Below are 12,580 nucleotides of genomic sequence, written 5' to 3'. Positions count from 1 at the left end.
TCCCCCATGGACAAATACGCCCCCCGCCAGTGGCTCCCCCACGAAAAACCCAGCCTGCCGGGCTCACCCTCCACGCCTGTGCATTCGCCAGCCAAACGCCTGGCCTACGGGGTGGTCGGCCTGCTGGTGGCAATCACCGGTGGCCTGGGCAACGCGCTGGTCACCGCCAACCTGGTATTCCTGCAGGGCGCCCTGGGCGCGACGACCGCAGAAATGGCCTGGCTACCGGCCGCCTACGTCATGACCAACGTGTCCATCAACCTGCTGCTGGTGAAGTTCCGCCAGCAGTTCGGCCTGCGCGCGTTCACCGAAGTGTTCCTGGTGCTGTATGCCCTGGTCACCTTCGCCCACCTGCTGGTCAATGATCTCAACTCGGCCATCGCCGTGCGTGCGGCCCACGGCATGGTTGGCGCAGCGCTCAGCTCGCTGGGGCTGTACTACATGATCCAGGCGTTCCCCGCGCAATGGCGCCTGAAGGCTATGGTGCTGGGCCTGGGCGCCTCGCAGCTGGCGCTGCCGCTGGCGCGGATCTTTTCCGAAGACCTGCTGCAGATCGCCGAATGGCGTGGCCTGTACCTGTTCGAACTGGGCCTGGCACTGGCTGCGCTGGGCTGCGTCCTGATGCTCAAGCTGCCGCCCGGTGACCGCTTCAAGACGTTCGAGCCACTGGATTTTCTGACCTTCACCCTGATGGCCAGCGGCACCGCCCTGCTCTGCGCCGCGCTGTCGCTGGGGCGCATCGAATGGTGGCTGGAGGCGCCGTGGATCGGCGTGGCACTGGCGGCATCGATCGCCCTGATCTTCGCTGGCCTGGCCATCGAGCACAACCGGCGCAACCCGTTGCTGATGACCCACTGGCTGGGCAGCGGTGCGATCATTCGCCTGGCACTGTGTGTGGTGCTGATCCGCATGGTCACTTCCGAACAGTCCACCGGCGCGGTCGGTTTCCTGCAGGTGCTCAACATGGGCAGCGAGCAGATGCGCATGCTGTACTGGATCATGCTGCTGGGGGCGGTGGCTGGCCTGGCCAGCAGTGCCCTCACCATCAACCCCAACCACTTGGTAATCCCGCTGTTCGTCTCGCTACTGGCCATGGCCACAGGCGCGTTCATGGACAGCAGCTCGAGCAACCTCACACGCCCGGCACAAATGTACTTCAGCCAGTTCCTGCTGGCGTTCGGCAGCACCTTTTTTCTCGGCCCTTCGATGGCCCTGGGCATCAGCCATGTGCGCGCCAACCCGCGCAACCTGGTGAGTTTTTCGGTACTGTTCGGCATCTGCAACAACCTCGGCGGCCTGATCGGTGCGGCCCTGCTGGGCACCTTCCAGACCTGGCGCGAAAAGTTCCACTCCAGCCACCTGATGGACCGCCTCAGCTACCTCGAACCGTTGGTGACTGCCCGAGTCCAAAGCGGCGGCGCCGGTTACGGTGGCCTCATCGCCGACCCGGCGCTGCGCAACGAAGCCGGCATGCGTGTGCTGGCCACTGCTGCCACCCGCGAGGCGAATGTCATGGCCTACAACGATGTGTTCGTGCTGATCGGCAGCATCGCTATCCTGACCATGGTCTGGATCTCTATCCGTAGCACCTGGCTCTGGTACGCACGGCGCCAGAGCACCTCCACCGACTCCACCCCCGGCGCGCCCACCCGATGACCGACGACACCCGCACCACGACCACCACCGCCATCGCCGAAACCCCGGAAGGCACCACACCGCCCAGCGAGCCGACCAGCCCGGGGCGCTCGCGGCGGGTGCGCATCCTGTCAACAATCAGCTTCGCCTGCGTGGCCCTGGCCGGCATCCTGCTGGTGCTGTATGCCTGGCGCCTGCCTCCGTTCGGCAGCGCCATCGAAAGTACCGAAAATGCCCTGGTACGCGGCCAGGTGACCATCATCGGCCCGCAACTCAGTGGCTACATCGTCGACGTGCCGGTGCACGACTTCCAGTTCGTCAAGGCCGGCGACCTGCTGGTGCAACTGGACGACCGCATCTACAAGCAGCGCCTGGCCCAGGCCATCGCCCAACTGCAGCAACAGCAGGCGGCCCTGGCCAACAACCTCCAGCAGCGTAAAAGCGCCGAAGCCACCATTGCCCAGCGTCAGGCAGCCATTGGCGATGCTTTGGCCCAGGCAGCCAAGACCAAAGCCGACCTTGGCCGCAACCAGGCGCTGGTCAATGACGGCTCTGTATCACGCCGTGAACTGGATCTGGCCCGTGCCAGTGAAGCTGCTGCCGTCGCCAGCCTGGCCCAAGCCAGGGCGGCGCTGGAAATCGCTCGCCAGGACCGGGAAACGGTGGTGGTCAACCGGGCCGCGCTGCAGGCCTCGGTGGAGAATGCCAAGGCGGCTGTGGAGCTGGCGCGCATCGACCTCGACAACACCCGGGTCACCGCCCCGCGCGACGGCCAGCTGGGGCAGATCGGTACACGCCTGGGGGCTTATGTGAATTCCGGCGCGCAATTGATGGCGCTGGTGCCCGACACCGTGTGGGTGATTGCCAACATGAAGGAAACCCAGATGGCCAATGTACGCATCGGCCAACCGGTGAGCTTCACCGTGGATGCGCTCAACCACCTGAAGCTACACGGGCATGTACAGCAGATTTCGCCAGCGACCGGCTCGGAATTCGCCTTGCTGCAGGCGGACAACGCCACCGGCAACTTCGTCAAGATTGCCCAGCGGATTCCGGTGCGCATTACCGTGGATGCCGACCAGCCGGCTGCCAGGCACTTGCGGCCGGGGATGTCAGTGGTGGTCAGTATCGACACCCATAGCCAGGATTGATGTGGTTGCTGCCGGCCTACATCCACCAGGCCAGCACCACCGGCAACCAGGCAAACGACAGCACCGTGGAACACATCACCAGGTTCGCCACCTGCTCTGGTTCACGGTTGGCCCGCACCGCCATCAGGTAGTTGAACACCGCCACCGGCATCGCCGACTGCACCACCAGGACCGCGCGCTCAAGGCTGTCCATACCTAGCGCCGCCCCCACTGCCCAGCCCATCGCAGCCCCAAGGCCAATGCGCAAGCCGCCCAGCAACAGGCCACTGCCCACGTGACGCAGGCGAATGCTGGCCAGTGACACCCCCAGGGTCAGCAGCATCAACGGGATGGTCATGCCGCCCAGCAAATCTGCGGTGTTTGCCAGCCAGCGTGGTAGCTCGAAATCGAGAAAGATGATGGGCATGGCACCGGCCAGGCTGATAACGATAGGGTTGCGCAGCAGCGCCTTGAGCGAAGCCGCCGTGCCGGAAATGGCCATGCCGATGGTGAATTGCACGATCGACAGGGTCAGGAAAAACGCCACGGCCAGTGCCAGGCCGTGCTCACCAAAGGCGTACAGGCTTATCGGCAGGCCCATGTTGCCCGTGTTAGGGAACATGAACGCCGGCAGCAGTACTCGCCAATGCATGCCAGAAGCGCGACACACCAGCAACGCGGCCAGGGCCATGCCCAGGGTACACAGCAGGCAGGCCACGGCCATGCTGGTGAAGGCATCCGGGTTCAGCTCGGTGCGGCTGAGGGTGGACAGCACCAGCGACGGGGTACCGACGGTCATCACTACCCGGGCGATGAAGTCGGTGGGGTAGTCCAGGCCCTTGCGGGCCCAGGCAAAGCCGATGCCGGCAACGATGAAAACCGGGGCCAGGACTGCGAACAACGACGCGAACATGATGGGCCTTCCTTGGTGTGGGTTCAGCATTATGCAGCAGTCCGTGAGATGACCGGGGCAGCTTTGCAGCCCAATCGCCGGCAAGCCAGCTCCCACAGGAAGCGTGTTATTTCCAAGGCATGTGCAATACCTGTGGGAGCTGGCTTGCCGGCGATTGGGCCGACCAGCGGCCCCAGGATGTCTGCCCAAGACACTTTCATGTCGCCCTTGGACTGCGGCGTCTCGTCGCATACCCGTGCCCCTTGGGCAAAAGCTTCCAAGCCCGTAGAATCCCGCTTCCTTTTCGCCCGTCGCCTTGAACGGTGGCAACCCGCAGCAATGACAGAGTCCGTGCCTGAACACATGAACGCACATGTGAAATAGGCTCAACCCTCCCCGCCCGGCCCATTCCCAAAGGGGCCAGCGGTTGAGTCTTGCCCAGGTCGCATCCGTGTCGCCACTCGCCCCCTTGTAGGGTCGAGCCGGTGTGCGCGTCCGAGAAGGCGCTCATTCCGCTCATCCAACTAGAGGTTCGTATGTCTCCGCGTTTGCTGGCCATGGCGCTGGCGCCCCTGCTCGGGCTGTTCATCATTGCCCTGGGCAACGGCTTCATGTCTTCGCTGACCACCCTGCGCCTGGGCGCTGCCGGTGAATCGGCCACCACCATCGGTGTTGTCTCGTCGACCTACTTCATCGGCCTGACCCTGGGTGCCATCTTCAACGACCGGCTGATCTTGCGCATCGGCCATATCCGCGCCTACACAAGCTTTGCTTCGCTGATCGCCGCGACCATCCTGCTGCAAGGGCTGTTTTATGACGTCACCTGGTGGTCGGTGCTGCGCCTGATCAACGGCTGGGCAGCAGTGGGCGTGTTCCTGGTGATCGAAAGCTGGCTGCTGCTGGCCGGCGACGCGAAAATCCGCGGCCGCCTGCTGGCGCTGTACATGATTGCCTTCTACGGCGCCGGGGTGATTGCCCAGGCAGGCCTTGGCGAAATCACCCAGCTTGGCGACACCGCCCCCTTCATGCTGGCAGGCGTGCTGGCTGCGCTGTCGGTGCTGCCCATCGTGATCCTCCCGCGGGTATCGCCACTGCTGGACCAGGTCGAACCCCTCAAACCGCGCCAATTGCTAGGTGTGGCGCCGTCTGGCCTGGTGGGCTGCTTCGGTTCGGGCGTGGCGATTGCCGGCATCTATGCCCTGCTGCCGCTGTACCTGCAGCGCATCGGCCTGGCGGTCGGCGAGGTCGGCAACATGATGGCCTGGGTGATCCTCGGCGCCATGCTGCTGCAATACCCGGTGGGCCGCTGGTCTGACCGCAAGGACCGCCAGGATGTGCTGATTGCCCTGGCTGCACTGTGCGTGGTGTTGTCGCTGGTCACGGTATTCCTGCCGTCGGACTCGATCCTGCTGCCGGCCATGCTGTTCCTGCTCGGTGGTGGCGTATTCACGCTGTACCCAGTGGCAGTGAGCCATGCGGCCGACCGCGCGCCTTCCGATGCGCTGGTACCGATGATTCAAGGCTTGCTGCTGATCAACTCGCTGGGTTCGGCCATGGCGCCGGTGGCGATCTCGCCGGTGATGACCGAGTTTGGCGAGGCCGGGTTATTCTGGGCGTTTGTTGTGGTCAACCTGGCCATGGTCTGCTTCTTCATGTGGCGCCGCGGCAAGCGCCCGGCCGCTGAGCACCCGGCACCGTTCACCGCGTCGACCACCTTCTCGCCAACGGGTGCCGAGTTGCGGGTGACCGAAGACCTGATGCATGCGGCGCAGGAGCATCCACCGCTGGAGCCGGTCGAAAACACGGCGCCAGCACAGCGCTCGGAATCTCATTGATTCCAGGGCCGCTCTCACAGGAAATCGCATTTCCTTGTGGGAGCGGCCTTGCGTCGCGATTGGGCTGCAAAGCAGCACCGGAAATGACCACCCGTCGCCCAAAAGGCACCCCGCCACCCGTCGCCAGCCAAACGAATGACAGATCATCCGCAAAGGAGCATTCCCATGATCCGCATTCGCCCGCTTTCCCTGTGCCTGGCGCTGGCCTTGACCAGCCTCACCGGCACCACCTTCGCCGCCACCGACACCAACACCGACAGCCGTCCGCAAACCGACCAGTCTGGCGGCAAGACCGCCGGTGACGACAGCAGTGTCAACAGCCCCGGCAGTGGCCAGGACAACGACAGCAGCGGCACCGGCAGCAACAGCGATGCCGCCGACGGGGCCAGTGGCGGCTCCAACAGCACGGGCGAGGCGACCGGCTCTGGCGCCGGGCACACCGGCGGCACCGCCGAGGACCAGGACAGCCACTAAGGCTTGCCTCGGCTACACTGCGCCCCAACGCCCTGCCAAGGATTCGCCATGAACGTCAAACCGTGGCTGCTCGCCGCCCTGCTGCCTTGCACGGCGTTGGCCAACAGCAGCAACCAAGGGGCGCTGTCGATCAGTTCCTCGTCATTCACCGATGGTGGCGTGATCGCCCTGCAGCAGGTCGGGCCGGACCCGGCCTGCGGCGCAGGTGAAGAGCGCACCCCGCAATTGAGCTGGGACAACCTGCCCGCAGGTACCCGGTCGCTGGCGCTGATCATGTTCGACCCGGACGGCGGCAAGGGTATCGGCGTGGTGCACTGGGTAGCCTACAACATCGACCCGGAGCACGATGGGCTCAAGGAAGGCATGGCGGGGCTCAGTGGCCAATACGTGACTGTCGGGCGCAACTCGCGTGGCACCCTCAGCTACCGAGGCCCCTGCCCACCCGCAGGCGATAACCCGCACCATTACGCACTCACCCTGATCGCCACCGACCTGCCGTTAGGCACCCTGCCCGATGGCCTGGACCGCAATGGTCTATTGCAGTTGCTGCAAGGCCACGCATTGGGTGCGCAGAGCCTGGTCGGGCGTTACGGCCATTGAACCATCCAGTACAAAAATAAATGATCGACCCCATAGCATTTATCCATTGAATGGGCCGCCGTAACTGAAGTAAGCTCGGGCTCATTCACTGGAGAGCAACATGCCAAAACACGTCTGCAACCACGCCAACCACACCGGTCGCAACCTGCGCCCTGTGCTGGCCGTTGCCGGCTGCGTGGCACCTGCCAGCTATTACTTTGGGTATTGGTTTAGCCACTAGGCGCCGATACTCACACGGCGCCCACCTTCGAGGGGCCGCCGAACATGAGAATACTCAAACCCCCGGTCGGCTCCCCGACCGGGGGTTTTGCTTTTCAGGCCGTTGAACAACACCGATTCACATTGAGGACAGATTCATGAACTACGCCACTTATTACTACGCAAACACCTATGCCTGGCGATTTAGCCAATCCCGTTCGGGCCAGCCTGCCGCCTCCGATCGGTCCTCTACAGGTGGCAATGCAGCAGCCAATACGAATTCAACGATCTGTCGAACACCTCGATAGGGCCGACCACGCGGGCCTGAACCCGCCGTCCGCCCAGGGAAAAACGCCATGCAAGCTTCCAACCTCGCCCTGCCCCTGACCCAGCCGCAAGCAGCCAACACCACCGTCAGCAAGCGCCTGCCCAGCCCGCACCTGCTCAAGCAGCAAATGCCACTGTCCAGTGAACTGGCCCAGCAAGTTCAGGCCCACCGCCAGGCTATACGCAACATCCTCGAAGGCCGCGACGAGCGCCTGCTGGTCATCGTCGGCCCATGCTCGATCCACGACCCACGCTCGGCCCTGGAATACGCCGACCGCCTGGCCGCCCTCAGCCGCGAAGTCGGTGACAAGCTGCTGCTGGTGATGCGCGCCTACGTCGAAAAACCGCGTACGACCGTGGGCTGGAAAGGCCTGGCCTACGACCCGCACCTTGATGGCAGCGACGACATGCACTCGGGTATCGCACTGTCCCGCGGGCTGATGCTGAGCATGATCGAGCGTGGCCTGCCGGTTGCCACCGAGCTGCTGCAACCGATGGCCGCCGGCTACTTCGACGACCTGCTGGCCTGGGCTGCGATTGGCGCACGCACCACCGAATCGCAAATTCACCGCGAAATGGTCAGTGGCCTGGAACTGCCGGTGGGGTTCAAGAACGGCACGGACGGCGGCATCGCCATTGCCAGCGACGCCATGCGAAGCGCTGCCCACCCGCACCGCCACTTCGGCATGGATACGCAGGGCCACCCGGCAATCATCGAAACCCTGGGCAACCCGGACACGCATCTGGTACTGCGCGGTGGCCACAAAGGCCCCAACTACGATGCCAACAGCATCGCCATGGCCCGCCAGGCACTGGCCAAGGTGGGTATTCAGGCGCGGATCATGGTCGATTGCAGCCATGCCAACAGCGGCAAGGACCCGGCACGTCAGCCTGCAGTGTTCAACGATGTGCTGGAACAACGCCTGGGTGGCGACCGCTCCATTGTTGGCGTGATGATCGAGGGGCACCTGTTCGATGGCTGCCAGGCGCTGGGCAAGGGTGCACTCAAGTACGGCGTATCGATCACCGACGGCTGCCTGGGCTGGGCCTCGACCGAGACCATGTTGCGTGAGGCGGCACAAAAACTGTAAGCCGAAGGTTGCGAGCCTGGCGAGACATACCCCAGGCAAGTGCGCTAGGCTTGCCTTTTTACCCCAAGGAGCAGTACCCATGGCCCGTGCAACCGCCCGCCACATCCTGGTCAGCAGCGAAGACAAGTGCAACGAACTGAAAACCCAGATCGAAAAAGGCGCCGACTTTGCTGAAATCGCCAAAGCCAACTCCACCTGCCCGTCCAGCCGTCAGGGCGGTGACCTGGGCTCGTTCGGCCCGGGCCAGATGGTCAAGGAATTCGACACCGTGGTGTTCAGCGCCCCGGTCAACACCGTGCAAGGCCCGGTGAAGACCCAGTTCGGCTACCACCTGCTGGAAGTGACCAGCCGCCAGGACTGATTCACCCCTCCCGGTGATCAGACCCCCTGTGGGAGCGGGTTTACCCGCGAAGAGGCCAGACCAGACAACCTCGTTGCCTGCTCCGACGCATTCGCGGGTAAACCCGCTCCCACAAGTATTGTGGGGGCTTGTATTTTCGTGCATGGGCTTTACGGTCCAGGCCGCTCCCAGCCACGCCCTCACCGTCTACGACGAAGCCCCCCGCTACACCCCCAACTTCCAGCATTTCGACTACGTAAACCCAGACGCCCCCAAAGGCGGCATCCTGCGCCGCTCGGCCATCGAGATCGGCCAGTTCGACCATATCCTGCCGTATATCGACAAGGGCATCGGCGTCAGCGAGGTCGACGGCCTGCTATACGCGCCACTGGCGGTCCGCTCGTTCGATGAACCCTACACTGTCTATGGCCTGATCGCCCGAAACATGGAGCGTGGCCCGGAGGATGCCTGGCTGCGTTTCGAGATTGACCCGCGTGCCACTTTCGCCGATGGGAAACCGGTGCGCGCCGAGGACGTGCGTTTCACCTTCGAGCTGTTGATGAGCAAGGGCAGCCTCAAGTACCGCACCCAGTTCGCCGACGTGACCGGCGTAACCGTGGAAGGCCTGCGGCACGTGCGCTTCGACTTCAAGCCCGACCACGGCCGCACCCTGGCGCTGGACCTCGCCAGCCTGCCGGTGCTACCTGAACATGACTGGCAGCAGCGCGACTTCGCCAATGGTGCCGGCTTCGACAAGCCGGTCGGCAGCGGGCCGTACCGCATCGGGCGCATCGACAACGGCCGCAGCATCACCTTCGAACGCGACCCGACCTGGTGGGCGCGCAACTTGCCCGCCAGCCGGGGCCGCTACAATTTCGACCAGCTGCGCATCGAGTACTTTGGCGACACCGAAGTGGCGCGCCAGGTGCTCAAAGGCGGTGGCTACGACTATAACCGCGAGTTCTCCGCCACCGCCTACACCCTGGGCTACAACGGCGCGCAACTGGACGACGGCCGCCTGCAACGCGCCCACCTGGGCCCGGCCAAACCGCAGGTCGCCCAGGGTTTTGTGTTCAACCTCGACCAGCCGCAGTTCAAGGACCGCCGCGTGCGTCAGGCGCTGGGTATGCTGTGGGACTACGAGTGGAGCAACCGGCAGATGATGCGCAACCTGTACATCCGCCAGCAGAGCGTGTTCTCCAACACGCCGCTGGCAGCCCGCCAGCTGCCGGATGCAGGCGAACTGAAGCTGCTCGATCCGCTGCGCGGCAAAGTACCGGACGAAGTCTTCACCACCGTGTTCACCGCCCCGGTCACCGATGGCTCGGGGATTGTCCGCAAGCAGCAGTTGCAGGCCCTGGACCTGCTTGAACAAGCCGGCTGGCACCCCGAAGGTGACCGCCTGGTGAACAGCCAGGGCACGCCGCTGGCCTTCACCTTCCTCAACGGCCAGTCAGGCCTGGAGCGCCTGCTGCTGCCGTGGAAACGCAACCTGGCACAGATCGGCGTCACCCTGAACATTCGCAATGTCGATTCTGCCCAGTACGTCAACCGCCTGATGGCACGTGACTACGACATGATCGTCACCGGCTACCCGGTCACCCTGTCGCCCGGTGCCGAGCTGTACAACTACTTTGGCTCGGCAGCTGCCCACGACCCCGGCTCGAACAACCTGATGGTGTTGCAGGACCCGGCCGTGGACCAGCTGATCGACGGCCTGGTGCGCGCCGACACCCAGGCCGACATGCTGAACCACGCCCGTGCCCTGGACCGGGTGCTGCAATGGAACTACTACTGGATCCCCAACTACTACCCGCCGGGCAGCTCCACCGCCTGGTGGAACCGCTTCGGCCTGCCCAAGGTCCAGGCCGCCTATGACGAAGGCCTGGACACCTGGTGGGAGGTAAGCCCCACCCCGTTGACCAACGTGCAAATGGCCGAACGCCGGAAGGCCGCGCCATGACCACCTACATCCTGCGCCGCCTGTTGCTGATCATCCCGACGCTGCTGGCGATCCTGCTGGTCAATTTCGTCATCGTCCAGGCCGCGCCGGGTGGCCCGGTGGAACAGGCCGTGGCGCGCCTGCAAGGCCTGGGTGGCGGCGCACCCGGCGCCCGCGCCGAAGTGGTGCACAGCGAGTTGCGGGCCACACGCGGCCTGGACCCGAAACTGATCGAAGAGATCAAGCGCCAGTACGGCTTTGACAAGTCCGCCCCCGAACGCCTGTGGTTGATGCTCGGCCAGTATGCCAGGCTGGATTTTGGCAACAGCTTCTTCCGCGGCGCCAAAGTCACCGACCTGATCCTCGACAAGTTACCGGTCACCCTGTCGCTGGGTTTCTGGGCCACGCTGATCACCTACCTGGTGTCGATCCCGCTGGGCATCCGCAAGGCGGTGCGCCACGGCAGCCGCTTCGATGCCTGGAGCAGCGCACTGATCGTGATCGGCTACGCCCTGCCCTCGTTCCTGTTCGCCCTGCTGCTGATCGTGCTGTTTGCCGGCGGCACCTCGCTCAACTGGTTCCCGGTACGCGGGCTGGTCTCGGAAAACTTCGACGAACTCAGCCTGCTGGGCAAGGTGGCCGACTACTTCTGGCACCTGGTGCTGCCGGTGGGGGCCTTGGTAATTGGCGGTTTCGCCACCCTTACATTGCTGACCAAAAACGCGTTCCTCGACGAGATCTCCCGCCAGTACGTGGTCACCGCCCGCGCCAAAGGCCTGAGTGAGCGCCGGGTGCTGTACGGCCATGTGCTGCGCAATGCCATGCTGCTGGTGGTGGCCGGATTACCGCAGGCACTGATCACGGTGTTCTTCGCCGGGTCGTTGCTGATCGAGGTGATCTTCTCGCTCGATGGCCTGGGCCGCCTGAGTTACGAGGCCGCCGTATCGCGAGATTACCCGGTGGTGTTCGGCACCCTGTTCATCTTCACCCTGGCGGGCCTGTTGATCCGCCTGATCGGTGACCTGTCGTACACCCTGCTCGACCCGCGTATCGACTTTGACACGAGGGCGCACTGATGCTTTCCCCCGTCTCGCGCCGCCGCTGGCAACGCTTTCGCCGCAACCGCCTCGGCTGGGTCTCGCTGTGGCTGTTCGCCGGCCTTTTGCTGTTGTGCCTGTGCGCTGAGCTGGTGGCCAACGACAAGCCGCTGCTGCTGGGCTACAAGGGCGACCTGTACGTACCGGCGCTCAAGCGCTACACCGAACAGGCATTCGGCGGCCAGTTGCCGTTCCAGCCCGACTATCGCAGTGCCTATGTACGCCAACTGATCGCCGACCAAGGCGGCTGGATGCTGTTCGCGCCCATCCCGTTCAGCGCCGACACCCCCAACTACGACCTGCGGGTACCCACCCCCAGCCCGCCCAGCGCGAGCAACTGGCTAGGCACCGACGACCAGGGCCGCGATGTGCTGGCCCGGGTGCTGTATGGCACGCGGGTATCGCTGATGTTCGCCTTCGCCCTGACCGTGGTCAGCGTGTTTATCGGCGTCGCGGCCGGCGCGTTGCAGGGCTACCACGGCGGTTGGGTCGACCTGCTCGGGCAACGCCTGCTGGAGGTGTGGTCGGGGTTGCCGGTGCTGTACCTGCTGATCATTCTCAGCGGTTTTGTCGAGCCGGATTTCTGGTGGCTGCTGGGCATCATGGCGCTGTTCTCCTGGCTTGCCCTGGTCGATGTGGTGCGCGCCGAGTTCCTGCGTGGGCGCAACCTGGAGTACGTGAAAGCCGCACGCGCGCTGGGGCTTTCGGACAGCCAGGTGATGCTGCGGCATATCTTGCCCAATGCCATGAACGCAACGCTGACCTATGTACCGTTCATGCTGACCGGGGCGATCACCACCCTGACTGCACTGGATTTTCTCGGTTTCGGCATGCCGGCAGGCAGCGCCTCGCTGGGTGAGCTGGTGACCCAGGGCAAGCAACATCTGGAAGCGCCGTGGCTGGGCTTTACGGCGTTTTTTGCGCTGGCGGTGATCTTGTCGTTGCTGGTGTTTATCGGCGATGCCTTGCGCGAAGCATTTGATCCCCGAGGATGAGTTTTCACGCTCTGCCTTTATTTG

The 12,580-nt window shown here is 64.2% G+C and carries 11 protein-coding genes; 10 read left to right on the top strand and 1 reads right to left on the bottom strand.

Going from position 1 to position 12,580, the window contains the following annotated elements; all coding sequences use genetic code 11:
- The first annotated feature begins 6 nt into the window (after window positions 1-6).
- Together JOY50_RS19825 and JOY50_RS19820 are read left to right on the top strand one after the other, a co-directional pair.
- Window positions 7-1,656 carry an MFS transporter gene (locus JOY50_RS19825; protein WP_132840632.1) on the top strand — a complete coding sequence of 550 codons (1,650 nt, stop codon included), beginning with the start codon at window positions 7-9 and terminating at the stop codon, window positions 1,654-1,656.
- Window positions 1,653-2,786, top strand: coding sequence for an HlyD family secretion protein (locus tag JOY50_RS19820; RefSeq protein WP_132840630.1), 1,134 nt, complete (start codon window positions 1,653-1,655; stop codon window positions 2,784-2,786). The genes JOY50_RS19825 and JOY50_RS19820 overlap by 4 nt, the downstream gene beginning before the upstream one ends.
- 16 nt (window positions 2,787-2,802) lie before the next feature.
- Here JOY50_RS19820 and JOY50_RS19815 read toward each other — a convergent pair whose 3' ends face one another.
- Window positions 2,803-3,678, bottom strand: a complete 876-nt coding sequence (locus JOY50_RS19815; protein WP_243055684.1) for an AEC family transporter — start codon at window positions 3,676-3,678, stop codon at window positions 2,803-2,805.
- A 515-nt stretch (window positions 3,679-4,193) separates the two neighbouring features.
- Between JOY50_RS19815 and JOY50_RS19810 the strand changes: the two genes are divergently transcribed.
- From JOY50_RS19810 to JOY50_RS19775, 8 genes are all read left to right on the top strand, one after another.
- Window positions 4,194-5,492 (top strand): MFS transporter, encoded by a 1,299-nt coding sequence (locus tag JOY50_RS19810; RefSeq protein ID WP_243055683.1) that lies wholly within the window; start codon window positions 4,194-4,196, stop codon window positions 5,490-5,492.
- A 165-nt stretch (window positions 5,493-5,657) separates the two neighbouring features.
- Entirely contained in the window at window positions 5,658-5,966 is a 309-nt protein-coding gene (locus JOY50_RS19805; protein WP_132840626.1) for a hypothetical protein, read from the top strand.
- Window positions 5,967-6,014: 48 nt separating this feature from the next.
- Window positions 6,015-6,566: a YbhB/YbcL family Raf kinase inhibitor-like protein gene (locus JOY50_RS19800; RefSeq protein ID WP_132840624.1), complete on the top strand. Its 552-nt coding sequence runs from the start codon at window positions 6,015-6,017 to the stop codon at window positions 6,564-6,566.
- 554 nt (window positions 6,567-7,120) lie between these two features.
- Window positions 7,121-8,182, top strand: a complete 1,062-nt coding sequence (locus JOY50_RS19795; RefSeq protein WP_138737094.1) for a 3-deoxy-7-phosphoheptulonate synthase — start codon at window positions 7,121-7,123, stop codon at window positions 8,180-8,182.
- A 79-nt stretch (window positions 8,183-8,261) separates the two neighbouring features.
- Complete coding sequence (locus JOY50_RS19790; RefSeq protein ID WP_028613896.1) at window positions 8,262-8,543, top strand: peptidylprolyl isomerase; 282 nt, start codon at window positions 8,262-8,264, stop codon at window positions 8,541-8,543.
- A gap of 142 nt (window positions 8,544-8,685) precedes the next feature.
- Window positions 8,686-10,485: an extracellular solute-binding protein gene (locus JOY50_RS19785; protein WP_138737095.1), complete on the top strand. Its 1,800-nt coding sequence runs from the start codon at window positions 8,686-8,688 to the stop codon at window positions 10,483-10,485.
- Complete coding sequence (locus JOY50_RS19780; protein ID WP_243055682.1) at window positions 10,482-11,540, top strand: microcin C ABC transporter permease YejB; 1,059 nt, start codon at window positions 10,482-10,484, stop codon at window positions 11,538-11,540. Before JOY50_RS19785 ends, JOY50_RS19780 begins: the two co-directional genes overlap by 4 nt.
- The gene (locus JOY50_RS19775; protein WP_132840615.1) at window positions 11,540-12,556 is read left to right on the top strand and encodes an ABC transporter permease; all 1,017 of its coding nucleotides are present in this window, start codon (window positions 11,540-11,542) and stop codon (window positions 12,554-12,556) included. The genes JOY50_RS19780 and JOY50_RS19775 overlap by 1 nt, the downstream gene beginning before the upstream one ends.
- Window positions 12,557-12,580: the final 24 nt, after the last annotated feature.

The sequence above is a fragment of the Pseudomonas sp. BP01 genome (genome assembly GCF_022760795.1).
GTDB lineage: Bacteria > Pseudomonadota > Gammaproteobacteria > Pseudomonadales > Pseudomonadaceae > Aquipseudomonas > Aquipseudomonas putida_Q.
This window is presented reverse-complemented; position numbering and strand designations above follow the sequence as displayed.